The sequence below is a fragment of the Mesorhizobium sp. M0136 genome, from assembly GCF_040322515.1.
GTDB lineage: Bacteria > Pseudomonadota > Alphaproteobacteria > Rhizobiales > Rhizobiaceae > Mesorhizobium.
Genome location: NZ_JAMYTP010000001.1, coordinates 66334 through 92897, shown reverse-complemented (window position 1 = coordinate 92897; position 26564 = coordinate 66334). Strand labels below are relative to the sequence as shown.

The window sequence follows — 26564 nt, the reverse complement described above, 5'->3', positions numbered from 1 at the left end:
CCACATTGATCGCGGGAATTCGTATTCCCTCAACCACCGGCTATTTGTTCAAGCTCAGTCCTTCTTGAACTCGAATAGCTCGATGACGTTGCCCGATGGATCTTCGAGCAAGATGGCGCGACCGGCACCGCCGTCGCTGATGTCGCCGCGGAATCTTGCATCAGCCCGGCGCAACCGCTCAATGAGCACATCGAGTCCCTTCGTAACGATCATAAATCGGTTCCACCCGCCCGGCTTCGGAACGCCGCCCGCCTGACCACCGCTCCCCGCACCTGGGGCGCTGAGATACAGCGTCAAGTCGTCACGCAGCAGCGCGGCGAACTTGCCCGGATTGTGCATTTCGATCTTGAAATCGAGATAGTCTCGATAGAATGCGGCCGCCTCATCGACGTCCGCAACGATGTATCGCACGGAAGCCATTCAACCTTCTCCTCTGTCTTGGAGCTACAACAGTCAACTTCGGCAAAGGTTTCCCAGTCGGTGGAGCTGAGTGCAGCAGCGGGCCCTCTGGATGGCCGCTCAAAGTCGGATGAGGTTTTGGACAAAAAGATCAACCTCAGCCAGGTCTTCGCCGGCCAGACCGTCGGGCACCAAACAGGGCGAGGACCATATCTGGCTGGTCAGCTTCGTGGACATGATCTGGGCTATTTCGACGATGAGACATGTAGGCTCGAACCACTCCAAAACCCTTTCGGGCCAAAAGTGTTACCTATGTCTCCGGTATAAACCGTAACCTATGTGTCCAGAATGGACCGGAGGTGGATGGTGCCCAGAGGCGGATTCGAACCACCGACACGCGGATTTTCAGTCCGCTGCTCTACCAACTGAGCTATCTGGGCCTGCCCCAGTGGGCGGCAATCTGCACACCGGGTTCATGAAAGCGCCGTCGGCACCCCTTGAAAGCGCGTGGGTTATAGCACGGGAATCCGGCCTGTCCAGCGCTTAGAGCATGATCCCGAAAAGTGGAATCCGGTTTTCGGAAAAGATCATGCTCAGACAAAACGCCAGAACCTGTTCCGTCCGACACTACCCGGACGGAACAGGTTCTGGACAGTGATTTCAGTCGGGAAGCGACAGGCAGTCCGCAAGGCCGATCATCGGTCACGATCGCGGCTGCGAAACCGTCCCAAGCCTGTGGAAAACCGCAGGTGGACGGGGCTATTTCTGGTCGTCATTCTCATCCTCGTCGTCGCGGCCCGGGATGACGTAGACCCCCTTCAGCCAGCGGTTGAGGTCGATGTCCTTGCAGCGCGTCGAGCAGAACGGGTAGGTTTCGCGCGCCGATGGCTTGCCGCATTCGGGGCAGGGCCGCTTGGGCCGCAACGGCGTGACCTTGTCGTCCGGGGTCATATCCGTGCACCCGACAGCCAGTTGGCGTGCACCTTGAAGCCTTCGCCGCTGAGCAGCGCCACCGTCTCGTAGAGCGGCAGGCCGACGACGTTGGTATAGGAGCCGACAAGCTTGACGACGAAGGCGCCGGCAAGCCCCTGGACGGCATAGCCGCCGGCCTTGCCGCGCCATTCTCCCGACGCGATGTAGGCCTCGATCTCCTCGCGCGGCAGTCGCTTGAAGCGCACCCTGGTCTCGACCAGCCGCAAGCGCTGCTTGCCGCTTGGCGTGATCAGGCAGATGCCGGAATAGACGCGGTGCGAACGGCCGGACAAAAGCCCGAGGCAGTTGGCGGCGTCGTCGAACGTCTCGGCCTTGGGCAGGATGCGCCGCCCGACGGCGACCACGGTGTCGGCGGCCAGCACGAATGTCGGCACGTAGTCGGTCTCGGTCTTCAGCGAGGCCAGCGCCTTCTCGGCCTTCTGCGTCGCCAACCGCTTGGCCAGCGAGCGCGGATGCTCGGCACGCAGCGGCGTCTCGTCGACATCGGCCGGCAGCACGCGGTCCGGCTCGATGCCGGCCTGCTGCAGCAGCTCGATCCGGCGTGGCGAACCCGAGGCAAGCACGAGCTTCTGCAAAATGCCCATCGCGATCCCGGCCGGGTCCTTGAACTTACTTGAAGCGGTAGGTGATGCGGCCCTTGGTCAGGTCGTAGGGCGTCATCTCGACCAGGACCTTGTCGCCGGTCAGAACGCGGATGCGGTTCTTGCGCATGCGGCCGGCCGTATGGGCGATGATTTCATGTTCGTTTTCGAGCTTGACCCTGAACATCGCGTTGGGCAGCAGTTCCGTGACGACACCTGGAAACTCGAGGACTTCTTCCTTCGGCATTCGATACCTTTGCTTGGATGGGTACTTCCAGCGCCCCGGCCGGAAAGTTGCGCGGAACCTATATGATAAACGTCCGCTTGTGAACATGCTTAATCCGCGGCGTTTTCAGCCCCGTTGCCGAGAAAACGGCGGCCGATCCGCGCCTTCAGCCGCTCGCGCACGTCGCGATAGGCAGCCATGATCTGCTCGCGCGTGCCGCTGACGCCGGTCGGGTCGGGCATCGGCCAATATTCGACTTCGACGGCCAGCGAACGGGTGAGCTCGAGCGCGGTGTGGTGGGCCTCCGGCGCCAGCGTCACGATCAGGTCGAAATAATCGTCCTCGAGGTCGTCCATCGTTCTCGGGTGCCGTTCGCCCAGTGAAAGGCCCTCTTCGGCCAGCACGGCATCGACGAACGGATCGCGTTCCCCGCCGCGCACCCCGGCCGAGGCGACGAAGGTGGTGGGCGGGAGCACCTTGCGTGCCAGCAATTCGGCCATCGGCGAGCGCACTGCGTTCATGCCGCAGACAAACAGGATCGAGCGGGGCAGGATCGGGCGGGGCACCGGGGCGGCCAGTTCAGCCTCGCCAGTGCAGCACGCAAACCAGCGTGAACAGCCGGCGCGCCGTGTCGAAGTCAATCTCGATCTTGCCGGCAAGCCGGTCCATCAGCGTTTGCGAGCCTTCATTGTGCAGGCCGCGCCGGCCCATGTCGATCGCCTCGATATGGCTGGGCGTCGCGGTTCGGATGGCATCATAATAGCTTTCGCAGATCATGTAGTAATCCTTGACGATGCGCCTGAGCGGCGTCAGCGACAGGATGTGGGTGACCACGGCTGCGCCGTCCTCGCGCGTCACGGCGAAAACCAGCCGGGATTGGGCCAGCGACAGTTTTAGTCGGTACGGCCCGGCGCCATCGTCATTGACCGGTTGAAAACGGTTCTCCTCGATCAGGTCGAAGATCGCCACCGCCCGCTCATGCTCGACATCGGGCGTCGAGCGGCCGATCGTCTCGTCGAGCTCGACATCGATCAGCCTGGCGCGGGTTTGGTCGTAGTCGGACATGTCTACATGTTCAGCCGGATGCCGACGGAGCGTCCATGCGCATCGAGGCCTTCCGCCTTGGCGAGCGTAATCGCCGCCGGCGCCAGCGCCCGCAACTGCTCCGGCCCGAGCTTCAGGACCGAAGTGCGCTTGACGAAATCGAGCACCGAAAGTCCGGACGAGAAGCGCGCCGAGCGCGCTGTCGGCAGCACGTGGTTGGAGCCGGCGACATAGTCGCCGATGGCCTCCGGTGTGTGGCGGCCAAGAAACACCGCACCGGCATTGCGCATTCGCGCAAGGAAGGCTTCGGGGTCGTCGATAGCAAGCTCGACATGTTCGGCGGCGATGCGGTCGACCAGCGGCAGTGCCGCCTCGATCGTCGGCACCAGGATCACCGCGCCGAAATCGCGCCAGCTCGCCGCCGCCGTTTCTCCGCGCGGCAGGTTCTGCAACTGCCGCTCCACCGCCTGTTCGACCGCCTCGCCAAAGGCAGAATCGTCGGTGATCAGGATCGCCTGCGACGATACGTCGTGCTCGGCCTGGGCGAGCAGGTCGGCGGCGATCCAGTCCGGATCGTTGCTGCCGTCCGCCACAACCAGCACTTCCGAAGGCCCGGCGATCATGTCGATGCCGACCGTTCCGAACACCTGGCGCTTGGCCGCCGCGACATAGGCATTGCCGGGGCCGACGATCTTGGCGACAGGCTTTATCGTTTCGGTGCCAAAGGCAAGGGCGGCGATCGCCTGGGCGCCACCGACGCGGTAGATTTCTGAGACGCCGGCAAGGTCCGCCGCCACCAGAACCAGCGGCGGCACGTCGCCGCCGGAGGCCGGCACCACCATGGCGATGCGCTCGACGCCGGCGACCTTGGCCGGCACCGCGTTCATCAGCACCGAGCTCGGATAGCTCGCCGTGCCGCCCGGCACATAGAGCCCCACGGCCTCGATCGCCGTCCAGCGCGAGCCGAGCTCGACGCCGGCGGCATCGGTGTAGCGGTCGTCCTGCGGCAGCTGCCGCTGGTGATGGGCGCGGATGCGCTCGCGGGCGAATTTCAGCGCCTCGACCGTTTGCGGATCGGCTGCATCGTAAGCCTTGGCAATGTCGTTCCTGGAGACGGCGATGCCGAGCTCGGCCAGGTCGCCGCCGCCGAATTTCTGCGTGTACGCGACCAGCGCGGCGTCGCCCTCGGCGCGCACCTTGGCGATGATCTCACGCACCACGGCGTCGACATCGGCCGAGACTTCCCGCTTGGTCAGCAGGAACGCGGCAAAGCGCTGCTCGAAATCGGCGTCGGACTGGCGAAGCGTGATGGCCATCGGCTCAAACCCTGTGGGCCGGGCGCGACGTCGCTTCCCAGGCGCCGCCGACATCGGCAAGCCGCGCCTCGATGCATTCGACATCGAGCATGATCGCGCCGCCGCCCGAAAAGATCAGCTCGACGATGCCGGCCGGCTTGTCGAGCGCGAGAAAGCTGATCGCCAGCAGCGACAGCACTTCGTCGGGCTTGTCGCGGGCAATGCCGCTGGTCTTGGCGCCGAGCACCCGGTCGAAATGCAGCACAGCCTGCCGCCGCTCATTGTGCTGGCGAAAGAAGCCGGATTTGGCCTCCCAGACGAAGCGATTCATGGTCAGCACGAAGCGCTTTACCGAAGGCAGGTATTCAAGATCGCTGACCTTCATGACGGCATCCTGGACATGCGCCGAGATGATGCTCAGATCCTGATCGTCGAGCGCGACAAGCTTGAGGGCCATGCGGATTTCACACCTGAAGGTTGGACTATTCAGCCTTCTGTTAGGCGGTCTTTCCGGTCCGTGCAACCGCGCCACAAGCCCTGCGGAAAGGCTCTAGCCCGAAATGCGTTCGATCTCCGCGCCGCAGCCGGACAGCTTTTCCTCCAGCCGCTCGAAGCCGCGGTCGAGATGGTAGACGCGGTTGACCGTGGTTTCGCCTTCGGCGGCGAGGCCGGCGATGACCAGCGACACCGAGGCGCGAAGATCGGTCGCCATGACCGGCGCGCCCTTCAGCTTCGCCACCCCGTCGACGATCGCGGTCTGGCCGGACAGCGTGATGTGGGCGCCGAGCCGGGCGAGTTCCTGGACGTGCATGAAGCGGTTTTCGAAGATCGTCTCGGTGATGCGCGACTTGCCCTTGGCCATCGTCATCAGGCCCATGAACTGCGCCTGCAGATCGGTCGGGAAAGCCGGGAAGGGCGCCGTCGTCACGTCAACCGGTGAAATGCCGGCGCCATTGCGCCTGACGCGGATGCCGGAATTGGTCTGCGTGATCTCGGCGCCGGTCTGCGAAATGATGTCCAGCACCGTCTGCAACAGGTCGGGCCGCGCGCCTTCCAGCACGACGTCGCCGCCGGTCATCGCCACCGCCATCGCATAGGTGCCGGTCTCGATACGGTCGGGGATCACCCTGACGCGGGCGCCCGACAGCGCCTCGACGCCGTCGATGGTGATGGTCGCCGTGCCGGCGCCCGAGATCTTCGCGCCCATGGCGTTGAGGCATTCGGCGAGGTTGACGATCTCCGGCTCGCGGGCGGCATTTTCGAGCACCGTCTCGCCCTTGGCCAGCGAGGCCGCCATCATCAGCACATGGGTGGCGCCAACCGAGACTTTCGGGAACACATAACGGTTGCCGACAAGCCGGCCGTTCCTGGTTTTGGCGATGACGTAGCCGGTGTCGACGTCGATATCGGCGCCCAGCGCCTGCAGGCCTTCGAGGAAGAGGTCGACTGGGCGCGTGCCGATGGCGCAGCCGCCGGGCAGCGACACCTTGGCTTCGCCCATGCGGGCCAGCAGCGGCCCGATCACCCAGAACGAGGCCCGCATCTTCGACACCAGCTCGTAAGGCGCCGTCGTGTCGACAATGTTGCGGGCGGAGAAAGTGATGGTGCGCGAATAGCCTTCCTGCTGCTTTTCGCGGCGGCCATTGACCGAGTAGTCGACGCCGTGATTGCCGAGGATGCGGATGAGCTGTTCGACATCGGCCAGATGCGGCACGTTTTCCAGCGTCAGCGTGTCGTCGGTCAAAAGCGAAGCGATCATCAGCGGCAGCGCGGCGTTTTTCGCGCCCGAGATCGGGATGCTTCCGGCAAGCTTGTTGCCGCCGACAATTCTGATGCGATCCATGAAGAGCGTCCCCTCGGCTATAAGGCCGGTTTAAATCGGTTGAGTCTGTTGCCGCCCATCTAGACCATTGGCCGGCTTGGTTCAAGAAACAGGCTATTCCCCACTTTGGCCCACGCTGATTTGGCCAAAGTACCGGCGACCAACATAGCCGATTCGCGTTAATCTTTTTTCATCGCCGCCTGCAGCCCGTCCGGCCGCTGGTCGGCGTCGCCGGTCCTTCGTGAGCGCAATTGCGCCTTGCGCTTCTGCAGATTGGCGCGCAACTGCTCGGCCAGCCGGTCCTTGCGGCCAGTTCCTGCCTTTTTCGCGGAACCATCCTTCTTCGGTGGCTTGTTCGGAGAAACTGCCTTGTCGTTCATCGTTCCGTCCCCGGCCCGGCGACCCGCCGGTACGGATCAAGGGATAGCCAACATTGTGGCACGGCCATGTCCGCAACGATCGCCTGGTGCGGCCTTTCAACCCGGCCCCGTTTGGGCCCCTTGTCTTGGCCTTGCGCTTGCCGGTTCGATATGGCAGAAGCCCCGCCATCGGCGGCTGCGGTAGCTCAGTGGTAGAGCACTCCCTTGGTAAGGGAGAGGTCGAGAGTTCAATCCTCTCTCGCAGCACCAGATCACCTACCCAGCACACGTCAGGCCAACGGCGAAGGTGGGTCTTTGTCAGCAGGGAGGCGCCGTTCCTGGGCGACACGCGGCTGACCCGACCGACTTTGTTGCCACCGACAGAGCCCCGGAACATAATACCCGCAGCGCACCCTATGGAGTTACGCCCAGGGCGCGCAGTGCCTTGCTTGCCGCGACATATTCGATGAAATCGCGGGGGCAGTCGCGGACGGCTAGCCGGTAAAGTCGCAAGGCCTTGTCGGGATGGCCCTTGAGTTGGTGGAACTCCGCGGCATAAAAATCGGCCTCACACACATTTCCCCGGTTCCTGCTCGGGACCGGGTCGTCTGCTTCGGCGAGTGCCGATTCGGGCGTCTGCTCCCCAAGGAACATGCGAACGAGCGGGGCAGGCCATTTGGTCATGTCCAACTTACTGGTAGCCTCACGCAAATTGCTAACGCCGCTATTGCGCTGCTCCGCCAGATCCGCCCAAATCGCATAATAGGCATTGTTGGGTGCTAGTGCTGCCGCCGTGGCAAGATCGGCTTGCGCTTTCGCCGGATCTCGGCCGTAGAAATAGTAAATTCCCCTGCTTCCATACGGGTTGACATAGGTCGGATCGAGTGTGATCGCCTAGCTATAATCGGCGACGGCGCGCTCTGCATCACCCCTTGCGCCCCATGAAATGGCCCGGTTATTGTAAGCGTAGGGGTGTTGGGGATTGAGGCTGATCGTCTCGTCGAAATCGGCGATGGCGCGGTCGAATTCGCCCATCCTGTTGAAAACGAAGCCGCGGTTGTTGTAGGCCTCCAGATATTTCGGATCGAGCTCGATGGCGTGGCTGTAGTCGGCGATGGCGCGAGTGTCGTGGCCCTTGTGAGCCCAAGCGAGACCGCGGTTATAGATGGCCATGGCTTTTTCCGGATCGAGCTCGATCGCCCGGTCGAAGTCGCTGATGGCGCTGTCGTTCTCGCCCTTATCGAGCCAAAGAAGTCCGCGCTCGTTGTAGGCATCGGTGTCGTTCGGATCGAGGGCGATGGCGTTGTCGTAGTCCACCATGGCCAGGTCATTGTCGCCGCTGTCAGCCCAGGCGATCGCCCGGTTGTGGTAAGCATTGGCGCGACTCTTCGGGCTTCGCGCCCCGTCCTCGATGATCCGCGTGCAGGCGGCGATCCGCTGTGAGCCTGCAGCGGCGCCTCCGCAATCGTCAGTATCCTCAGCCAAGGTAGGGGCAGCGAGCGCAAGCAGCACAACAAGACCGACGAGCACCCGTTGTCCCGCTTGAACTGAACGTTCGATTGGCCGCCTTTCAAGCATCATATCAGCAGGTTTCCGATCACAATCGCGGGTTATTGGTCTCCCAAACAAATTCTGGTTCTGCGCAAGGCATCGCCGAAGAAAATGGTGGGTAAATATTGAATTGAGCTGATCGCGAGGTGTGGGCTTGCTCGCTCCCGAGTCCGCGCTCCAAAAGAGGCTAGGTCGTAAACTCATAAATGCGGAATGACCAAGATGGGTGAAATGGGAAGCTGTCCTTAAAGGTTGCGGAGGTTCAGCCGGGGATAGGGGTGCGGAAGCCGTGAGTGTCGCAAAGCTTTTTGGCCCTGCCATCGACTTTGGAGTCACTATCAATTTCTTCGACTTCGACAGCCCCATCCGTCTTATGCGCAAAGAAGAGAATGGAGGTCGACATGCTGCCACCATCCGTAAGCCCACAAAGGTAGACAACCCCACTTTCTCCCATGCGAGCCATCGCGATCCACACTGTTGGTTCCGTCGAGATGGCAAGGTGCTTCCGGATTGCAAGCTTCAAGGGAGCTACATCGCTAAGCGTAGTGTCGTGGGGAAAGGTTTTCTCGGTGGCGTCTTGAGCTAATGCCGAACTAGTCCACGCTCCGACCACAATCCATGCAAGAAGAATCAAACCTCGCGTCATCCGAACTTCACCGGTGCAGGTTGCCTTTTGTGATTAGGATGTTTGCGAAGGGAAGGTATACAAGTCGGAAAGCGTCCGCAATGCGTCGGTGAGACCACATGGCACGCGATGCTCCCAGTGAAACTCTGGCAAGAAATAGATCGCTTAGGGCACTTAGCTAGGCCTCGATACCCTGCTTACTGTCGTCTACGTGCGGAGTCAGTCCTGGTGGGGTATCAAAATGAAAGACCGTAACTCGGCGATCCTGCATCGGCTCAGTTCCATCGCAAAGAAACAGGCACTGAGCACCACGACACGGCGCCGGACCACAGGTGGACTGCTCATCGGGTTCGTGGCTGTGTTTTTCATCCCGGCCATGGGTTTGGCAGTAGCTGGCACTGCGGTCGCAATTTGGGGCTGGGTGGCTGGAGGCGTCGTGGCTATTGGAGGCTTGATCGGGAACGCCTTGGGAGCGAATAAACAGAATCGAACGCCTCATAAGGAAAAGGCCAAATAGGTCTATGGCGCAACGCCCGGCAAGGTGCTTGGCCGGTCACTTTACGGTCCGTGACAATGTTACAAACTGGGCGCTTAAGCATTTGATTTAATTGAAGTAAGCCAGAGTTCAATCCTCTCTCGCAGCACCATCGAATTCAGCATGCACCTGTTAGCGTCAACTGGTCGCTAGTATCCTGGGCAGACTCCCGCATCATTCGAACCACACTGAAGCGATCGAGGACAATCGCACCCTGGTGCGCTTCTCGTGTTTGGGCCGTACTTCACCAGACGACCGTGAATGCCGACGAGGAGTTGTCTTTGCCATTGGCTTAGGTGACCGCGACCCAGCGCAATCTCGATGCGGGGTCTGAGGCCCGGGACCCTGGCGAGGGCTGAGGCGACCAAGGCCAAGGCCGTTGTGGAGGCCAAGCAGCTCATGGCCGTCATTGGGCCGCTGAAGGGGCCGGTCGGAACCCCAGTCAGATCGCGGCAACGCTCGCTGGCATGGGGGTGGCGACGCCCCCGAGCGGCAAGTGGACGGCTGTGGGGCAGGCGAACCCAATCCGATGGCGTTGGGGCCAAAACCCAACACCCTGAAGGACCCGAGTTCGACCCCAGGGCAGACATTCTCAGCTTGTTGACCGATTGTCTGCAACAGAGCGGAAGTACCACCTTGGGAAATGTCGCCTCAGTCGAGGCTGGCCGGCGACGAGAACGGCTGATTGGCGTCGACCACGAAGATCGCCAGCTCATCGAGATCGGTTGTGCCGGCGCTGAACACCTCCATCGGCGTGTTGGCCCCGTGTCCGATCATGGCCGTACCAGCTTCAGCATAGGTCACTCCGTGGGGCGTTCTCTGGCCGAGCTTGCCGGTCAGCACATAGAAGGCCTCCGGTCCCGGATGCGTATGGATCTTCGTCTTGACGCCGGGCGCTCCACCGGCGCGGTTGACGCGCAGCAAATACTCGCTTGCGCTGATCGGAGGGACCGGTCCGATCTCGACAACCTTGGTTCCGCCGGTCGTAGAGCCATCCTTCGGTCCAAGCGTGAACAGCCAGACCTTGCCTGCGACCTCCGCCGCAAGCGAGGTCGGGCCTGCAGCGCTTTGGGCCTGCGCCAGCGTTGGCAGATTATCCAGCCGCCAGTACAACGGTCCGGAGGGCAGTTCTTTCACCCTTTTCTCAACCACCGGCTCGACGGCGAATTTGCTGTCTGCGGCCATTGAGGCTGACGTCATCAGCCCGAAAGCACACACCGAGAATATAAGCAGGCCAATACGGCGGGCGCGGAGGGAATGCGGCTTCATGGTTGGTCCTCCCTTTCATGGTCGCCCTCTCGACCAAATATTAGCTATAGCACATGTACCGAGTTACGGCACTGACCAAGTTTCGGGTCACCCTAGAGCGCCTGCCGCCAAAGAAGACTGTTCATGATGCCAAACCGTCTAAGAAGAGTTTTCAAATAGTTTTCAAATATTGGAACTCGGTCGTCGCGGTGGCACTGGCTGCGATGGCGATTGTCAGGGGCGGAAGGCGTAGCTCCTCCGCGTCGTCAAATGGGTAGCCGACGGCGCCGTTTAGGGTTCGAAGCAGTCTTGCCCCCAGGCTACTGTGTCTGACGTGAGCCCAACGGTCCAGCCGTTCGAAATCGGCCCGCGCATGGCGACCAGCCCCGTTCGGGCGGGTGTCAGAAAATGCCTGAATGCCAAGCATCTCGCCATGATAGGAAAATGCCAAGGTCGAGGCACAGTTCCGGTCGCACGCGCCATGATGCGCATGGGGAAGCGTTCTGGTCTCCCCCGCAGCAGGCGGCTTAACAACGCTTGTAGCCGGGAACAATCGCTCAATGACTCGCGTTTCTTGCGAAGACCCGCTTCTTTTGCACGGGCAGCGGCCTCGAAGGCTCGCAAATGTCGCGCCGGCGTTTCAATCGCACCCGCCTCAGCCCTCACGATTTGGCTATTTGTGAACGCGTGTTTGATCAGGTTTGCGCAGATGAGCACATTGACCCTCTAAGCCTGGCTGCCGAAGCCTTGGCGGTGATGATTGTCGCAATCTTCCGAAACGTGACTACCAATGAGCGCGAACTGCTGGAGGAAGTTAGGTCTCTTCGTGGCTCAAAAGGCACAGAGAAGGCGCACTAGCTTCGCAACGTTCTGGGGCGAATTGGCCTAGTCCCGCTTTGGCACAGCCATTTGGTATCTGAATTGCTCATTGAGAATCGCCAGAGTGTAGGCACCGAGCTTGCGAAGGGGATGGAAATGGGCTTAGCCGAAGACTTATCAGATGTCGCGCTCACATTCGAATGTCCGGATTGCTCGCATCCGGCGGTAAGAAAGGGCTCTGCACTAAGAACAATCGCGCACTTCAAATGCGACGGGTGCAACGCAAAGGTGCGGATCACCTATCCGCAGAAGCTAGCGATCTTCGAAAAGCACAGGCTATTGGCCGCAGGCGACCGCCGGCAGCAAGGCCGGGAACACTACGGTGCCCGCAACAACATCGATCGGGCCGCCGATGCGGCCGAAGTGGCTTCGCGACCTCTGCCGCGCGCGGCCACGCGTGCTTAAGCCTTCCTCATCCGCGCGACCTTTACGCATGTTGACCACGGCAATGCCGTCCATCGGAATAATTCGGGCGAAGGGTGCGTTAGTTCTTTAGACAATGCTAAAATATGGCAACGTGTCCGAATGTCACTTCATGAAGCCCGCCAGACAGGCTGCGGCTTGCTCTGGCCTAACCTCGAAGGGAACCAGGGATGAAAATTTCGACCTCTTTGACAAGACGAAGTGTTGTCGCCGGGCTGGCGCTGGCCGCCGCATCGACGTCGGTATTGCCTGCCGACAACGCACTCGCCCAGGCTAAGAAAACCACATCGGGGAAGACTCTATATGAGCGCCTGGGTGGTGTGTTCGCCATCGCAGCGGTGATCGATCATTTCAGCGACGCCGTCGTGATGAACCCGATTGTCGGCAAGAAGTCCAAGAACCCACAATTGCGCAAATGGCACACCAAGAACCTTGAAAGGTTGCCCGGCCTCAAGTTCATGCGGACGCTGTGGGTCTGCGACGTTTCTGGCGGGCCCTTCAAGTTCGTCGCCACCAAGCCCGGCACGACGCCGCTCGGCCTCGAGGAGGCGCATCGCGACCTGCGGATTTCCCCCGCGGAATTCGATGAGGTCGCAGCGGAACTCGGGCGGACCTTGGATCATTTCAAAATTCCGAAGCCTGAGAAAACCGAAGTCCTGGAAGCTTTCGCCGCTCACAAGGACGAGGTCACCGCCGGCTACGTCAAGCCGGGCTGAAGCGCTTATATATCGCGCGGGCATTCGTCCTGAGCATGGGGCGCGGCGCCGTGACTATGCGGCACAGCCGCAGCTCACCGCGCAATTTTCCGATGGTTCCTACTCCGAACCCGCCCGAGCTGTCTCCACTCTGAGCGACCCTTCCGGCAACGGGCGCAGGAGTTCAGCCTCGGACCTCGTCAGGTGGATCCAGGCCGCCCAGTCCGATGGCCGCAGCACAACCACTTGCCGGTTGTGATATGGCGCCACGTCCGGCCCCGGCTCGCTCGTCAGCATCGTGAACGTCGGCGGCTTGTTGCCGATTCCCTCGCGCCACAACCCGGCAATCGCCATGAACAAATGGCCATTCAGCGTGAACCTGTGCTTGGTTTTTGAATATTTCGTTCCAGTGAATTCGAAGAATGCCGACGCCGGAACGAGACAGCGCTTGCTGTTGCCGAACTGCCGGCCCTCCGAGCGAAAGTTGAATACAGGTCCGCCTTTTGGCCCGGCCGGGGGAAAGCCGAACGTCATCGACGCCAGTTCGATTGCGTCGCCGGCGGCGCGCATTACAGGCCCGGGGTCGTTGATGTGGATGTCATCCGCCTACGGCAGATCCAGTTCGGCTTGATGGCTGGGGATTTTGAGCGCCAGCGATTCCATCATCCGGCAGTATTCGGCCCAGGCGATGTGCTGCTCGTAGTCATTGCACATGGAAAGGCTCCGTACGCTCGACCGAGATCAGTTCAATCCATAGCGTTTGGTTGGCGCTGATTGCCGGCGGATTTGATATAAGCCTATTTGGGCCGGCGTGCGGCAGCAATGGTCTGCAACAGATTGATGCTGTTCACGTCAGGTTGACTGGATGCGGCGACGGCAAGTGCGGCGGCCTCGGCTATTTTCGCGACGTCGTCGCTGCTGATCAATCCGCGCTTTTCCAGCAGATTTACAAGCTCGACAACGAGAAGAAAGGCGTTCACACCATATCGTTCGGCTTTGAGCTCGAACTCGCCTCGGGCCAATTTCTCCCTGTCTCCTTCAGCCCGTTTATCCACGTTGGCGTCCTCTCCTATGGCTACAAGCTATTAACGCTTAGCACGAATGGTTTAATCCTTCGAACTGGCCACAACCTTCGCCAATTGCCGGGCATAGTGTCGCCGGTGGCAAGGGCATGGGTTCAGCCAAGGATGAGACCAGCCAACAGAACGGTAAGAATAAAGGACAACACGACGGTAAGTAGCCCGCATGCTTCCAAAGTGTTGGTTTGCCAAGCTTTCGTCGGGCGCCTCCGGTTTGAATTGCTGTTTCGCGAACCAAACTTCATCGGGCACCAGATCGGACGCGGAGCCGGCTTGAATTTGGCGAAGCGCTCCTCTTCATCGCCCCGGAAGGCATCTCCGCGAAACTCCGGAGCACCGTATGCGCGGCGCCGGCCTGCCTTTCATCGACCCGGGCCATCACCAGTACGACACCTTCTGCGATCTTCGGCTTGCGCGGCTTCTGGGCGAAATTGGCGAAAGTTCCGAGAAGCACGCCGGCAAAGCCGCCCCACGCCGCACCGGCCAGAGCCATGCCGGTCATCCCCGCAGGATCAACGTCTTGAGCTCCAAAAGCGCTGAAACCGGCTAACAGACCAGCCGTGGCGCCAAGTGCGGCACCGGCGACGGCGCTCCGCCAGAGAGCGCTCACCTCATCGTCGTAATATCCAGCAACGCTGATCGGTTCATCGTTGTCGTTGTAATATCCGACCACGCTGATCTGGCGGCGGCGAATCCCGGCAGCCTGAAGCGCGGCAACGGCACGTGCTGCCTGGGCATGGGAGTTGAACAGTCTGCTGATTGTTTGCATTTACGCCCAGGCCCGACGCTCGTTAGCAGCGTCGGGCCTCTCCTCCCTGGCTTTGAACTCTTCCGCCCGGACGCATCTTCGTCGCGCCAAAGCTCACCACAACGTGAGCCAGCCGGCTACGTTCCTCAGCCGAGGCTTCGGTCCAACCCCAGAGTGTCTTGCTTGGGACCTAAGTCTGACCAGCTTGGGCGTGCTGAGGCCATGCCGCGCGGGGACGGTCGCCAGCTCGAAGAGAGGGTTCAGATGCTATCGCAGACCCAAAAAACTCAAAATGGCTATTACGATCACTATCGCGCCGACCAGCCAGATAATGTTGTTCATGATTGCACTCCTTCGCCTCCGGGCGGGGCGCACGCCGGGGCGAAGCCCGCCACGCAAGTAGAACATTAGATACGGCTAAAGGTTCCTCGCCGGGCCTGCCTGTCGAAAGAGCCCACCGCACCAGTCGGCGGGCGACGCGAGTTCACCCCGGTGGGAGAAGACCGCGTTGCGTCCAAGGCTCAGCTGATGCTTCTGGACCAGTCATCAACCTGGCGCTCCGCCTCTTCCTTGGCGATGCCATATCGCTCCTGGATACGCCCCAAGAGCTGGTCCCGGTTGCCCTCGATCCGATCAAGATCATCGTCGGTTAAGTCACCCCACTGCTCTTTCGCCTTGCCTTTGAACTGCGTCCATTTTCCCTTGATTTGATCCCAGTTCATATGTTCCTCCTTGCTTCCTGGGCCCGCACTGAAGCGGAGCGCGGACCGATCGGCATTTCAATGTCGGTGACGAATGAAGATTAGCGGCCGCTAAAAGTTCCGGTGCCGGCGCAAAAAGCCTGCTGTGCCCGTGCCGGACTGCGAGCTGATGTTGATGATGCCTGGAGCTTGATGCTCCTTGCAGCGCCACCCTATCCCGTTGAAGTCGCTGAGCTTCTCCCTGGTTGGCTTTGGCTGACGAGTCTCGACAGGCTGCCCAGCAGCATCGTTCTGTCCTTGCCGATCATCAGCACGCCGCTGTCGGGCGCCAACAGTGCCGAGAACGGCAGCATCGCCGCGCCGATCGGCGAGGCCTCGGGGCCGAATTGTCCCGAGACGATTTCCGGCGCCACGATGCCGATGGCGCTGATCCTGTTGAACTGGGTCTGCACCTTTGCCAGCAGCTCGATATGGATCGGCCGCGGCAGGATGCTGTCGAGAACGATCGCCTCGATGTCGATGACGGAGGTGATGGCGATGATCGCCTCGACCAGCGCATTGGCACAATCGTCGATCCATTCGGACAGCGGTTCGCGCGCCCCCGGCGGCAAGGGGTCGAGTTCGCGCACGCGATTGATTTCGATGCCGCGCGATTTGAGATGATTGACCAGCACATAGATCGAAGCGCGATGCAGCAGGCTCTGGTAGCGCGCCGGCTTGGCCGCCACCGAATCGAGGCTTGAAGGCGAGACCGGCAAAGGACCGAGCGCGGCGCTGTTGCCGTGCGGCCCGGTGTGGACCTTGCCGCCTTGCACCAGTCCGCCGCCGACAAAGGTGTCGATCGAGATATGCATGAAGTCGCGGAACCGCGCGCCGGTCCCCTGGATGAGCTCTGCGAGTGCAGCCGATGACGCGTCGTTTTCCACGAAGACCGGGGTCTTCGGCTTTGTGGCGAAGAACGTCGTCAGATCGATTGCTTCCCAGCGGCTGCCAAGGTCATCGGGAAAGCCGAGCTCCTCGCTCCAGCCGCCGAGGAAATACGGCGAGGCGATGCCGACGCCGACGATGCTGGCATCGCCAAGCCCCTCGATCAACTTGTCGAAATTGGCCAGCGACATGTTGCCGGCCTTGAGCACCATGTCGGGATCCGGAAAGCGATATTCGTGCGACTCGCGCGAGCGGACCTCGCCGGCGAAGTCGACGAGCACGGCGTCCAGCGCGCGCCGGCCGATCTTGATGCCGACGCTGTAGATGCGCTCCGGCGCAAGTCGGTAGAGAGTGGACGGCGATCCGCGTTGTCCGAACCTTTTTCCCACTTGCTTTACAAATCCTGACGATTCCAGCCCGTCGACAATGGTGGCGACCGCGGCCGGCGTCAGATTTGCGGCGCGCGCCAGATCGGACTTGGATGCCTCCTTCAGGCGGCGAATGGCATCAAGCACGAAGCGCTCGTTATAATGCCGAACCTTGACCGAATTGCTGCCTTTTCCGGACAAAACCGGCGCCTCCCCATCATTCCCGCAGAGCCACTCCAGCCGCTTGCAGCTTTGAGGCTGCCGCGGGGTCGAGCACTCCAATCGCACCCGTGCGCGACGCGACAGTGCCCTTCGCGGCCATGGAAGTCAATTTTCCAGTTGCGGCATTCTACCATTTAATATAGCAAATTGAAAAAACAGGACCAGGGAGGAAGGGTGCTGCACTTGGGCGCATTAGGCGAAGCCGACGCCATGGTGAAGAACGACGCGGCTGTCCCCGTTGCCCTGGTTCAGGCGACAAAAGCCTTCGGCGGCACGATTGCCCTCAAGGACGCGTCCTTCGACTTGCGCTCAGGCGAGGTGCTGGCTCTGCTTGGCGAAAACGGCGCTGGCAAGAGCACCTGCGTAAAGCTGCTGGCCGGCGTGTATCTCCCGACCGGCGGCCATGTCGAAGTCGATGGCAAGCCTGTGGTCTTCCATTCACCGCACGACGCCCAGGCTGCCGGCATCTCGGTCATGCACCAGCACCCCGGTCTTTTCCCTGATCTTTCGGTGGCGGAGAACATCTATCTCGGCCATATGCCGCGCGACCGCTTCGGCGGCATCGACAACGCCGCCATGCTTACCGGCGCGCGCAGGGTGCTGGCGACAGTCGGCCTCGACGTGCCGGCCGAAACCCGGCTCGGAACGTTGCGCACCTCCGAACAGCAACTGGTCGAGATCGCCCGTGCCCTGTCGCTCGACGCGCGGGTGCTGATCATGGACGAGCCGACGGCCGCCCTGTCGCAGCGCGAGGTCGAGCGGCTGTTCACTGTCGTCGCCGACCTGCGGCTGCACGGCGTGGCGATGATGTTCGTCGGCCACCGCATGGACGAGATATTCCGCATCGCCGACCGCATCGCGGTGCTGCGCGACGGACGTCTCATTGGCGTCAAGCCGAAGGCCGAGCTTGGCCGCGCCGCCGCCATCGGCATGATGGTCGGCCGCGAGGTGACCGACCTCTATCCGCAACGAAGCCACGCCCCCGGCGCACTGGTGCTGGAGGCGAGGGGGCTTTCGCACGCCAGCGGCTTTTCCAATATCGACCTCAAGCTCCATGCCGGCGAGGTGCTCGGGCTCGGCGGCCTGGTCGGCAGCGGGCGGACCGAGATCGCGCGCGTGCTGTTCGGCATCGACCAGCCCGATGCCGGCGAAATCCTGATCGACGGAGAAGCTGTGCGCTTCGCCTCGGCACGCGACGCCATGGATGCGCGCATCGCCTATGTCTCGGAAGACCGCATGGGCCAGAGCCTGGTGATGGATTTTTCCATCCTCGACAACGCGGCGCTGCCAATCCTCGACAAGGCAGCCCGCTCCGGCTTCTACGGCACGAACCGCGCGATCAACCTGGTTTCGGACTGGCTGAAGCGCATGAAGCTTCGCTTTTCCGGCTACGCGCAGCCGGTGAAGGAACTGTCCGGCGGCAACCAGCAGAAGGTGGTGTTGGCCAAATGGCTGCGCACCGAACCGCGCGTCCTCATCCTCGACGAGCCGACGCAAGGCATCGATGTCGGCACCAAGGCGGAAGTGCATGCGATGATCGCCGACCTTGCCGCCCAGGGCATGGCCATCATCCTGATCTCCTCCGAAATGCCCGAACTCATCGGCATGTGCGACCGCATTATTGTCCTGCGCGAAGGCCATCGGACGGCCGAATTTGCCAGGGGCGAAGCCACCCAGGAAAAGGTGCTGGAAGCAGCGACGAAAGCCGGCGAAAGCGCCGATGCGGCGGCACAGGCCGCTGGCGAGGCGAAGAGAAAAGGGCCGCTCGACATACTGAAGCGGCGGGAGTTCGGCCTGCTCGCCGCGATGCTGGCGGTCGCGATCCCGGTCACCATCATCAACCCGCGCATGGTGAGCGCGGCAAACCTGACCGCCGTGTCGATGGATGCCGCGCTGCTCGTGGTTGCAGCGCTCGCGCAGATGCTGGTGCTGATCACCCGCAACATCGACCTTTCGATCGCCGCGGTGATTGGCCTGTCGGCCTACATGGCGGCCAGCATGGTCCAGGCCTATCCAGGGCTCGACATCGGCATCGGGCTGATGACCGCATGCGCCGTCGGTGGCGTCGCCGGCCTGATCAACGGCCTCGTCGTCACCAGGGGAAAGATCCCGGCGATCGTCGTCACGCTGGCCTCGATGTCTATCTTCCGCGGCTTCAACTCGATCTGGGCAGCCGGCGACCAGATCAGCGCCGACGAAGTCACGCAAGCCTGGCTCGACATGACCGGCCTGAAGATCGCCGGCGTGCCGCTGATCGTCGTCATCGCAATCGTGATCCTGTGCCTGGGCTACGTGCTGCTCTATCGCACCGCCTTCGGGCGCGAACTGTTCGCCGCCGGCTCCAATCCCGACGGCGCGCGTCTGATCGGCATCCCCGTCGACCGGCGCATTCTGCTGGCCTTTGGCATGGCCGGCCTGCTCGGCGGCCTGTGCGGCGCGCTGTGGGCATCGCGCTATGCGACTATCGACGCCCGCGTTGCGCTCGGCTTCGAACTCACGGTGATCGCGTCGGCAGTGGTCGGCGGCGTCGCCATTCGCGGTGGCTCGGGCACGCTGCTCGGTATCATCCTCGGAGCCCTCACGCTGCTGGTCATCAAGAACGGGCTGACGCTGGTGCGCGTCGATCCGCTGTGGCTGCAGGGCGTCTACGGCCTGGTGATCCTGGTCGCCATCGGGATCGACACCTTCATTGTACGGCGCGCCGAGCAGGCAAGACAGGCGAGGGCGAGATGAAGAAGTTCCTCCGTTCGATCGATTTCTGGGATCTGCTGCTGGCGACCTCCTGTGTAGCCATCTTCCTCTATGCCGCGATCTTCGTGCCTAATTTCGTTTCCGGCTTCAATCTCTCGCAACTGGCCGCCAGCGCCTCGGAAAAGGCATTGCTGATCCTGCCGATGACGCTGCTCATCATCACCCGCGAGATCGACCTGTCGATCGCCTCGGTGCTGGCGCTGACATCCGTCGTCTTTGGCTTGCTGGTCCAGGCCGGTGTGCCGACGCTTGCCGCAATCCCGCTGACACTCGTCGCCGGCGGCCTGCTCGGCGCCTTCAACGGCTATCTGGTCTCGGGCCTTGGACTGCAGTCGTTGGTTGTGACGCTCGGCACCATGGCGCTCTATCGAGGCATTGGCTACATCCTGCTCGGCACCGGCTCGGTCAACATCCTGCCGCCCGCGGTCGTCGATTTCGGCATCAACAACCTGCCTGGCACCGAGATACCGTGGACCATCGTGCCCTTCCTGGTGCTAGCGCCGGTGTTTGCGGTCGTGCTGCAGAAGACGCCGACCGGCAAGCGCATCTACGCGCTCGGCGGCAGCCCCGAAGTGGCGCGCTATTCGGGCATAAACACGCGGCGGATGGTGCTGAACCTGTTCATCGTCTCGGGCGTCGTCGCCGCCATAGCCGGCATCGTCTATACCGCGCGCCTCTCCAACGCCCGCGCCAACAATGCGCTCGGCATGGAACTCGACGTCATCACTATCGTGCTGCTCGGCGGCGTCAGCGTCTTTGGCGGCAAGGGCCGCCTGACCGGCGTCATGCTGGCACTGGTCCTCATCGCCATCATCCGCAACGTGCTGGCGCTGAACCAGATCGGTGGCGACGCCCAGGGCATGATCATCGGCCTGCTTCTGATCGGCTCGCTGCTGGTAGGCAATTACTGGCGCTCCACACAGGAGATGCTCAGCAGATCCCGCGCAATGCGCGAGACAAAGGGGTGATCTCGGGCCCCTTCCTTCAAGCCCGAATTTTGACGGAGGAGTCACAATGAAAGCGTTTAGATTAGCCCTGCTCGCATCCGCGGTTCTGCTTGCGCCAACGTCGCTGGCCTTCAGCCAGGAATGCGCCAAGGAACCCGTAACGGTCGGTTTCCTGCCCAAGCTCGACACAGATCCCTACTTCAAAGTGGCCTTCGGAGGCGCACAAGAGGCGGCCAAGGAAATTGGCGGCACCGCCACCCAGGTGGCTCCGTCGCAGGCGACTGCCGAGGCGCAGATCGAATTCATCAACAGCCTCGTCTCGCAGAAGGTCGGGGTCATCGCGATTGCAGGTAACGACGCCAATGCGGTCGCGCCTGCGCTGAAGCGCGCCGTTCAGCAGGGCGTCAGGGTGATTTCATATGACTCCGATGTGGCTGCCGATGCCCGCGCGGTGTTTGTCAATCAGGTCAAGGGCGACAGTCTGGCAGAAATGATGCTGGAAAGTGCATTCGCCCTCAGCGGCGGTGAAGGCGAATTCGCGATCCTGTCGTCGACGCCGACGGCGACCAACCAGAATGCCTGGATCGACTTCATGAAGGCGAAGATGGCGGCCGAGCCGAAGTTCTCCAAGATGAAGCTGGTGCAGGTGGCCTATGGTGAAGAAAGCGAACAGATCAACCAGCAGCAGGCATTGGCGCTGGTCCAGGCGTTTCCCGATCTCAAGGTGATCATCGTCCCGGCAGGCATTGGCCTTCCGGCGGCCGCGCGTGCACTCGAGGAAGCGGGCATGATCGGCAAGGTCAAGCTGACCGGCCTCGCGCCGGCCACTCTGATCTCGAAATACATCAAGGACAAGGCGGCTCAGGATATCTGGTGGAACGTCACCGATCTTGGCTATCTTACCTATCAGACAGCCCAGGCGCTTGCGCAGTGCAAGATCACCGGCAAGGAGGGTGAGAAGTTCACGGCAGGCAGGCTCGGCGAATACACGATTGGCGCCAGCGGCGAACTGATCCTTGGTCCGGCCAAGATCGTGACCCCCGAAAATCTGGCCGAGTTCAAGTTCTGATTCTATGGAGCTCAAGCTCCAGAGGGGCGCCGGTCGATCCGGCGCCCTTCCTAAAACATCTCGAATGAAAACAGTGCGGGGCGGCAATGAAGATCTTGCTTGCAGGCGAAACCTTTGCAGCGACGACGTCGGTTGCCATCGGCAGCGACGTGCTTACAAGTGCGGCCTCGACCAATGGCGCTATGGCCTTCAATGCCGCGCTGGCCACTGAAGGCATCGCCGTCACGCAGATCGGCGGCGAGCGTTGCAGCGCGGAGTTCCCTTATGACCTCGATGGGCTCGCCCAATATCAGGCGGTGGTGATCTCCGATGTCGGCGCCCTGACATTGCTGGTCACGCCGGATGCCCGCGCCGGGCGTGTCGGCGTCAACCGCCTCGATGTGCTCAAGGCCTATGTCGAAGCTGGCGGCGGGCTGATGCTGGCCGGCGGTTACATGGGCTTTCAGGGCATGTTCGGGACGGCGCGTTTCCACGACACCCCGGTCGAGGACGTTCTGCCCGTCCGCTGCCTACCCTACTGCGACGGCATGGAGGTGCCGCAAGGCCTGCAGGCCTCCATCCTGCAGTCGTCACATCCGATTTTTTCCGGGGTGGAGGGGCCTTTGCCGCCGATTCTCGGCATGAACAAGCTGGAATTCAGGCGCGACGGTTCGTCCCGGCTTCTGGCGACCTGCCACCATCGCGGCACCGACTGGCCGCTCCTTGCCGTCGGCAGCCATGGCCGCGGCCGCGCGATTGCCTGGGCAACCGATATCGGCCCGCATTGGCTCTCGCAGGATTTCCTCGCATGGCCGTTCTACGGAAAACTGATGGCGAACATGGTCCGTTGGCTCGCCGGCAATGAATGAGAAAGCTGGTTTGACCAGTGCGGTGCCCAATCCTCCAACGAAAGACCAGGCCATTAGGCATGCGTTGAATCAGGACGGCAGTGGCTCATAAACCGAAACCCCGATGTATCGATCGTATGAGCCGCGATCTTTCTCAGGAAGCTTGTCTCGGGTTACGCGCAATGTGAATCCCCCATGCAAGTGCCCCGCGTCGAGAACCATCCAATCGAAAATATCGTCGCCTTCAAATGCAAGTCGCTGTCCGACTTGATGCCATTTCTGAAGCTCGGGTGGCACCCCGAAAAACGTACCCGAAAATAGCCGCTCCTCAGCATGATAATGCACTGCGGCAAGCCAAAGGAAAACAAAGTTGTCCTCCCCAAGACGTTCGGACTCGTCGGGATCGCGAAACCGAAGCTTCGCGGAACAGAAGGCATCTGCATTTCTCTCGATGTGTTCGACAAATGTCGGCACACTCGCAAGTGCGCGATCGTAAGCTGCAAGGAAGGCGGGGTCTGTCTGCGAGATAGTCGTGAAGAGTGGCTCATTCCGCGGTTCGTCGAATTCACTGTTCGATTGAGATTTTTCGCCCATAAAAGACCTCTTGGACTAACCTTGAACCGCTCACGACCTGCGAAGTCCGCGCGCTTCTTCCGGTGTGGGGAGGCGGCACTCGCGAGGCGGTGTCGCACTACCAGCCAAAGAGCCCTATCACGCTAGCGACCAACCGCCATCCACCAATATATTCGCGCCGGTGATCAGTGACGCCGCCGGCAAGGCGAAGAACACCACGGTGCCGGCGACGTCGATCGGGTCGCCTATGCGGCCGAGCGGGATGTGGCCGAGCACATGCAGGCGAGTGCGCAGGCGCGGCCGATGCCGCGCGAGGCGCCGGTAACCAGCACCACCTTGCCGGCCAGGTCGAATTTCGGCGTGAATTCATTTGTCATGCGATTCCACCTTGTTCTTCAAATCGGTCCGGCTGCCGTGTCGGACCGAATAGGCTCGCGTGAATTCGGCGCCCAGCAGAAATATCTCCGCCGAATAGTAGACCCATAACAGCACGACGAGCAGAGCGCCGGCCGCGCCGTATGACGATGAGATGGCGCTGGTTCCGATATACCAGCCAATCAGCGACTTGCCGATGGTGAACAGAAACCCGGTGACCACGGCGCCGAGGCCGACATCGCGCCATTGCAGGCTGCGGTCGGGCAGCACCTTGTAGATCGCGGCAAACAGCAGCGTGATCAGGGCAAACGAGACGATCCCGTTGATGGCGCTCAGGATGATGGTGCCGAACGGCAGATAGGCGTTGATGACCTCTCCGAGCGCCGAAATTGCAGCGCTTACGACCAGCGACACCAGGAGCAGGAAACCAAGCGCGGCGACCAGGCCCAGGCTTGCAATGCGTGCCCGAACCAGCCGCGAGATCGTTGCCCCGCTCGGTTTGACTTTCCAGATCTCGTTCAGCGCCAGCTGCATTTCGCCGAACACGCCGGATGCGGCGACGAACAACGTGACCAGCCCCAGAATGCTGGCAAGGGTTCCCGCTTCCTTCTGCGAGGCGTTCTCGATCGTCGCCTGCAGCAGCTCGGCACTTTGCGGCCCCATCAGGCCGGCGATCTGTGCCGAAAGGGCGAGTTGCGCCGCCTCGTGCCCGAAGGCCATGCCGGCGATAGCGACAACGATGAGCAGGATCGGCGCAAGCGAAGTCGTGGCATAAAACGCTATCGCCGCCCCATGGCTCAGCGCATTGTCGTTGACGAAGCCGAGGATGCTTTGCCTGAGGAGTACCCAGCCCTCTGTCGCCAAGTTCCACATGTGGGCCTCGCATAATTGTCATTAAACAAGTAGCGGCGAGATAGAAGTGGGCGAGGGGTAGTGGACGACCTTGGCCGCCGGCTCTGAAAAAACCTCGCCGAGGTGCAGGTGTTGCTGGCCGAATTGCGGTAGCCCGCGGGAAAACCGACGCAGCCGCTTTCGTTGAGCCGCTCAACCCTTATTGCCTAAGGAAATTGGACGCGCTCATGATCCAACCAATGGAACTGCGACGGTCGTCCCATAATTTATCGGATACCGATCGAAGTACGGGAACTCGATAACGAAAGCATACCTGGCCGTGAGATGTGCCATTCGAAAGCCGCCGCTGGGGGCGTCGATTGCTATTGTTACGTCTACGTCTTTCAATCCCAAAGTCAGCAATTTTGCCGTGGCTATGGCTTCTATCTCGGCCTGCGTCAGCGAGTTCTTCATCTGCAGCGCACGCGCGGACGTTTCCAGCGTATACCGAACACTGGACATGGCATTCAAGGCCCAGCCGAATGCGAAGACGCCGATCAAGACCATTATCAGAACAGGGGCGATCAGCGCAAACTCCAACGCAGCTCCGCCTGATGCTCCCCGTATGAAGGCCCTCGCTTTAGCGAACACGGATCACCTGTTGGTGAGTGAGCGCGCGCGAGAGCGAAAACGCGCCGAAACTGAAGGGCGGTGACCAGGTGGCTGTCGCTTGGATTTCGACGAAAACCGCGGGAGCTTTCAAACTGTCGCACAGGACAGATGGATCGACCACGGTGGTCCCGCACATATGTTTCCGGCTCAGCGTCACCTGCGCGTCGCCGGGATGGTTTTCCCAGCCTGAAAGAGCGACAGCTTGGATAGTCGCATCCTCGGCTGCTCCTTGCATCACGAGATTCGCCGCCGTTTTGACGCCTGCACGCATCGACAACGCGTTCGACACAAAGGACCAGCCGTCAATGATGCCAAGGAGTACCAGGCAAAGGATCGGCACAATCAGCGCAAACTCTACCGCGGCAGCACCCGAATCGCTGCGGAACATCCGGACTGCTGACCCTGTCACGAAGATTACTCGACAAGCTTTATGGATTGCGTGGCCGGAATGTCTCGCATTCCAAGGCTCGTGCAGTCCTGATTGACGTTCGCGTTGCCGGACCACTGCACGGTATTGGCGACGACCTGAGTGCAACCGCCTTTGCCCGAGAAATTGCCGAGATAATTAACGTCTTGCGTTGGAAAATACAAAGCGCCGGTCAAAAGCGAATCTGCCGTGCCATTAACCGTGTTCGATCCAGTCAGGTTGGCTTTGTCGCCGTAAAACAGCACCCCCGAATAGGTGCCCGACGTTGGTGCGCTGAGCTTGACGGTGGCCGTGCCGTTCATGCTGACGCCGGAGCTGCCGGCCAGATAAATGATGACTCCGTCGCCGGAAATATTCGCGTTCGAGTTCGCTTTGAAATCACCGCCTTGAATGACGTATATCCCGGGCGAAAGCGTTACATTGCCGCTCAAGCTGAGCCCCCTGCAGTATGTTCCAGGTTGCAACACCGACTGATTGCTGTTTCGACAGGGGTTCGTGGCCGGTGGCGCCGGCAAGTCGGCAAAAGGATCGGCAGCGGGCAACGCCTGGGTTATCGGCCTGGCGCACACGGTCGTCACGGGGTTGCTCAACGAAACACCGCCTGCCGATACCAGGCAATCGACCTGAAGGCTTGCCGATCCCTGAAGCTTGATGGCGTCCGCGGCTATCGAATTCGACATCACGACGCAGCCGTTCAGTTTGAGATTCGAACTGCCGGAAAAGAGCGCCGCTTTCGGAGCGGAATGATTGAGAGCTAGAGCGCAGGCCTTTGAGGCGTCGGTGATAAGAGCCACCGCTCTTGCCTGTGCGCCGACCGCATTTTGCGTGAATATCGATGTAAAAAACCGATCGAGGGTCTGATGAACGATGACCTCGACAGCCTTTTGGGCCACATTCGGGCCGGAGGACGGGGGCGTGAAGATTTCGATTGTGCCTGTCGACGGGTCCCAGCCATTCGTTGTCGCAGACAATGTCGCGGCGGAGACTATCGTTGGTTTGTCGGATCCTGAAACCTTTTCCAAAGCGCCAGCATAGGCTGCCGCATCCGCCACCGCTTGTAGCTTCAGGCCGCTGTAATACCAGTACGAAGTCTCAACGCCGAGACCCGCGCCGCCGACGACGATCGGCAACGACAGGGCAAAAATAGTGGCAACGTTGCCACTCTTGCCGGTTCGTCGCATGCAGAAAAAACGCCTGAAGATACGGGCACGCCAGTCCATTCCTCATTTAAGCCGGGATGCATAAAGGAATAACTAAGAATTTCCGTCCATTTCTTGGCTGTGATCCATTCAAACGGCGCTTAGCGGTTCTGCTGCACCCGTTCGCCGGTTGTGCCCTGAGAGGCATTTTCTAATATCTGAGAACGCGGACG

At 61.2% G+C, this 26564-nt stretch carries 32 protein-coding genes, 2 tRNA genes and 1 pseudogene; 9 read left to right on the top strand and 26 right to left on the bottom strand.

Translation table 11 applies throughout. The features are described 5' to 3' along the window. Window positions 1-54: 54 nt before the first annotated feature. The 11 genes from NKJ35_RS00475 to NKJ35_RS00425 form a co-directional block, all read right to left on the bottom strand. Window positions 55-420, bottom strand: a complete 366-nt coding sequence (locus NKJ35_RS00475) for a VOC family protein (RefSeq protein WP_352644263.1) — start codon at window positions 418-420, stop codon at window positions 55-57. 343 nt (window positions 421-763) lie between these two features. Beyond that, a tRNA-Phe gene (locus NKJ35_RS00470) sits at window positions 764-839 on the bottom strand. Window positions 840-1158: 319 nt separating this feature from the next. Further along, the gene (gene yacG / locus NKJ35_RS00465) at window positions 1159-1350 is read right to left on the bottom strand and encodes a DNA gyrase inhibitor YacG (RefSeq protein ID WP_352644262.1); all 192 of its coding nucleotides are present in this window, start codon (window positions 1348-1350) and stop codon (window positions 1159-1161) included. Continuing rightward, window positions 1347-1976, bottom strand: a complete 630-nt coding sequence (locus NKJ35_RS00460) for a Maf-like protein (protein ID WP_352644261.1) — start codon at window positions 1974-1976, stop codon at window positions 1347-1349. Before NKJ35_RS00460 ends, yacG begins: the two co-directional genes overlap by 4 nt. 25 nt (window positions 1977-2001) lie before the next feature. Beyond that, a complete protein-coding gene (gene infA / locus NKJ35_RS00455; protein WP_006200926.1) occupies window positions 2002-2220 on the bottom strand; it encodes a translation initiation factor IF-1 in 219 nt (72 codons plus the stop codon). Window positions 2221-2309: 89 nt separating this feature from the next. Next, window positions 2310-2777 carry an arsenate-mycothiol transferase ArsC gene (locus NKJ35_RS00450; protein ID WP_352644560.1) on the bottom strand — a complete coding sequence of 156 codons (468 nt, stop codon included), beginning with the start codon at window positions 2775-2777 and terminating at the stop codon, window positions 2310-2312. Window position 2778: 1 nt separating this feature from the next. Then, window positions 2779-3264, bottom strand: a complete 486-nt coding sequence (locus tag NKJ35_RS00445; protein ID WP_352475885.1) for a UPF0262 family protein — start codon at window positions 3262-3264, stop codon at window positions 2779-2781. A 2-nt stretch (window positions 3265-3266) separates the two neighbouring features. Further along, on the bottom strand, window positions 3267-4559 hold the full coding sequence (gene hisD / locus NKJ35_RS00440; protein WP_352644260.1) for a histidinol dehydrogenase: 1293 nt from the start codon (window positions 4557-4559) through the stop codon (window positions 3267-3269). Window positions 4560-4563: 4 nt separating this feature from the next. After that, entirely contained in the window at window positions 4564-4995 is a 432-nt protein-coding gene (locus NKJ35_RS00435; protein WP_254820565.1) for a DUF2948 family protein, read from the bottom strand. 93 nt (window positions 4996-5088) lie between these two features. Next, complete coding sequence (murA, locus tag NKJ35_RS00430; RefSeq protein ID WP_352475883.1) at window positions 5089-6381, bottom strand: UDP-N-acetylglucosamine 1-carboxyvinyltransferase; 1293 nt, start codon at window positions 6379-6381, stop codon at window positions 5089-5091. Between the two features lie 158 nt (window positions 6382-6539). Continuing rightward, window positions 6540-6740 (bottom strand): hypothetical protein, encoded by a 201-nt coding sequence (locus NKJ35_RS00425; RefSeq protein WP_352475882.1) that lies wholly within the window; start codon window positions 6738-6740, stop codon window positions 6540-6542. Window positions 6741-6914: 174 nt separating this feature from the next. Between NKJ35_RS00425 and NKJ35_RS00420 the strand changes: the two genes are divergently transcribed. Continuing rightward, window positions 6915-6989, top strand: a tRNA-Thr gene (locus tag NKJ35_RS00420). Between the two features lie 144 nt (window positions 6990-7133). On the opposite strand, the gene NKJ35_RS00415 is transcribed toward NKJ35_RS00420, so the two are convergent. From NKJ35_RS00415 to NKJ35_RS00405, 3 genes are all read right to left on the bottom strand, one after another. Further along, entirely contained in the window at window positions 7134-7295 is a 162-nt protein-coding gene (locus NKJ35_RS00415; protein ID WP_352644257.1) for a hypothetical protein, read from the bottom strand. Between the two features lie 318 nt (window positions 7296-7613). Continuing rightward, the gene (locus tag NKJ35_RS00410; protein ID WP_352644256.1) at window positions 7614-8249 is read right to left on the bottom strand and encodes a tetratricopeptide repeat protein; all 636 of its coding nucleotides are present in this window, start codon (window positions 8247-8249) and stop codon (window positions 7614-7616) included. 283 nt (window positions 8250-8532) lie between these two features. Further along, window positions 8533-8916 carry a hypothetical protein gene (locus tag NKJ35_RS00405; RefSeq protein ID WP_352644254.1) on the bottom strand — a complete coding sequence of 128 codons (384 nt, stop codon included), beginning with the start codon at window positions 8914-8916 and terminating at the stop codon, window positions 8533-8535. A gap of 220 nt (window positions 8917-9136) precedes the next feature. On the opposite strand from NKJ35_RS00405, the gene NKJ35_RS00400 reads away from it, so the two are divergent. Then, entirely contained in the window at window positions 9137-9412 is a 276-nt protein-coding gene (locus NKJ35_RS00400; protein ID WP_352644252.1) for a hypothetical protein, read from the top strand. Window positions 9413-10081: 669 nt separating this feature from the next. On the opposite strand, the gene NKJ35_RS00395 is transcribed toward NKJ35_RS00400, so the two are convergent. Next, window positions 10082-10699, bottom strand: a complete 618-nt coding sequence (locus NKJ35_RS00395; RefSeq protein WP_352644250.1) for a cupin domain-containing protein — start codon at window positions 10697-10699, stop codon at window positions 10082-10084. A 954-nt stretch (window positions 10700-11653) separates the two neighbouring features. Here NKJ35_RS00395 and NKJ35_RS00390 point away from each other — a divergent pair. After that, entirely contained in the window at window positions 11654-11962 is a 309-nt protein-coding gene (locus NKJ35_RS00390) for a hypothetical protein (RefSeq protein ID WP_352644248.1), read from the top strand. A 188-nt stretch (window positions 11963-12150) separates the two neighbouring features. Then, entirely contained in the window at window positions 12151-12696 is a 546-nt protein-coding gene (locus NKJ35_RS00385; protein WP_352508632.1) for a group I truncated hemoglobin, read from the top strand. A 99-nt stretch (window positions 12697-12795) separates the two neighbouring features. Here the strand turns inward: NKJ35_RS00385 and NKJ35_RS00380 are convergent, their stop codons facing one another. Both NKJ35_RS00380 and NKJ35_RS00375 read right to left on the bottom strand, forming a co-directional pair. After that, complete coding sequence (locus NKJ35_RS00380; RefSeq protein WP_502904602.1) at window positions 12796-13245, bottom strand: SOS response-associated peptidase family protein; 450 nt, start codon at window positions 13243-13245, stop codon at window positions 12796-12798. Between the two features lie 227 nt (window positions 13246-13472). Further along, on the bottom strand, window positions 13473-13730 hold the full coding sequence (locus tag NKJ35_RS00375; RefSeq protein WP_352475876.1) for a hypothetical protein: 258 nt from the start codon (window positions 13728-13730) through the stop codon (window positions 13473-13475). A 364-nt stretch (window positions 13731-14094) separates the two neighbouring features. Between NKJ35_RS00375 and NKJ35_RS00370 the strand changes: the two genes are divergently transcribed. Continuing rightward, window positions 14095-14304, top strand: coding sequence for a hypothetical protein (locus tag NKJ35_RS00370; RefSeq protein WP_352644246.1), 210 nt, complete (start codon window positions 14095-14097; stop codon window positions 14302-14304). A gap of 719 nt (window positions 14305-15023) precedes the next feature. Here the strand turns inward: NKJ35_RS00370 and NKJ35_RS00365 are convergent. Both NKJ35_RS00365 and NKJ35_RS00360 read right to left on the bottom strand, forming a co-directional pair. Beyond that, window positions 15024-15224 (bottom strand): CsbD family protein, encoded by a 201-nt coding sequence (locus tag NKJ35_RS00365; protein ID WP_023677416.1) that lies wholly within the window; start codon window positions 15222-15224, stop codon window positions 15024-15026. Window positions 15225-15415: 191 nt separating this feature from the next. After that, window positions 15416-16699, bottom strand: coding sequence for an ROK family transcriptional regulator (locus NKJ35_RS00360; protein WP_352644244.1), 1284 nt, complete (start codon window positions 16697-16699; stop codon window positions 15416-15418). Between the two features lie 195 nt (window positions 16700-16894). Between NKJ35_RS00360 and NKJ35_RS00355 the strand changes: the two genes are divergently transcribed. The 4 genes from NKJ35_RS00355 (at window position 16895) to NKJ35_RS00340 (ending at window position 22335) form a co-directional block, all read left to right on the top strand. Further along, window positions 16895-19453, top strand: a complete 2559-nt coding sequence (locus NKJ35_RS00355; RefSeq protein ID WP_352644242.1) for an ATP-binding cassette domain-containing protein — start codon at window positions 16895-16897, stop codon at window positions 19451-19453. Continuing rightward, entirely contained in the window at window positions 19450-20439 is a 990-nt protein-coding gene (locus tag NKJ35_RS00350) for an ABC transporter permease (protein ID WP_352644240.1), read from the top strand. Before NKJ35_RS00355 ends, NKJ35_RS00350 begins: the two co-directional genes overlap by 4 nt. A gap of 46 nt (window positions 20440-20485) precedes the next feature. After that, window positions 20486-21487 carry a rhamnose ABC transporter substrate-binding protein gene (locus NKJ35_RS00345; RefSeq protein ID WP_352644238.1) on the top strand — a complete coding sequence of 334 codons (1002 nt, stop codon included), beginning with the start codon at window positions 20486-20488 and terminating at the stop codon, window positions 21485-21487. Window positions 21488-21573: 86 nt separating this feature from the next. Next, window positions 21574-22335, top strand: a complete 762-nt coding sequence (locus tag NKJ35_RS00340; protein WP_352508641.1) for a glutamine amidotransferase — start codon at window positions 21574-21576, stop codon at window positions 22333-22335. A gap of 69 nt (window positions 22336-22404) precedes the next feature. On the opposite strand, the gene NKJ35_RS00335 is transcribed toward NKJ35_RS00340, so the two are convergent. From NKJ35_RS00335 to NKJ35_RS00305, 7 genes and pseudogenes are all read right to left on the bottom strand, one after another. Continuing rightward, on the bottom strand, window positions 22405-22908 hold the full coding sequence (locus NKJ35_RS00335) for a DUF2314 domain-containing protein (protein ID WP_352644236.1): 504 nt from the start codon (window positions 22906-22908) through the stop codon (window positions 22405-22407). A 117-nt stretch (window positions 22909-23025) separates the two neighbouring features. Then, window positions 23026-23166 (bottom strand): annotated as a pseudogene (locus NKJ35_RS00330) (SDR family oxidoreductase); the annotation flags it as partial. Further along, entirely contained in the window at window positions 23133-23264 is a 132-nt protein-coding gene (locus NKJ35_RS00325) for a hypothetical protein (RefSeq protein ID WP_352508643.1), read from the bottom strand. The gene NKJ35_RS00325 and the pseudogene NKJ35_RS00330, both read right to left, overlap by 34 nt. Next, complete coding sequence (locus NKJ35_RS00320) at window positions 23254-24135, bottom strand: YihY/virulence factor BrkB family protein (RefSeq protein ID WP_352508644.1); 882 nt, start codon at window positions 24133-24135, stop codon at window positions 23254-23256. Before NKJ35_RS00320 ends, NKJ35_RS00325 begins: the two co-directional genes overlap by 11 nt. Before the next feature lie 204 nt (window positions 24136-24339). Continuing rightward, window positions 24340-24693 (bottom strand): TadE/TadG family type IV pilus assembly protein, encoded by a 354-nt coding sequence (locus tag NKJ35_RS00315; protein WP_352475868.1) that lies wholly within the window; start codon window positions 24691-24693, stop codon window positions 24340-24342. A 40-nt stretch (window positions 24694-24733) separates the two neighbouring features. Then, window positions 24734-25153: a TadE/TadG family type IV pilus assembly protein gene (locus NKJ35_RS00310; RefSeq protein WP_352644234.1), complete on the bottom strand. Its 420-nt coding sequence runs from the start codon at window positions 25151-25153 to the stop codon at window positions 24734-24736. A gap of 26 nt (window positions 25154-25179) precedes the next feature. After that, window positions 25180-26412 (bottom strand): pilus assembly protein TadG-related protein, encoded by a 1233-nt coding sequence (locus NKJ35_RS00305; protein WP_352644232.1) that lies wholly within the window; start codon window positions 26410-26412, stop codon window positions 25180-25182. Window positions 26413-26564 lie beyond the last annotated feature (152 nt).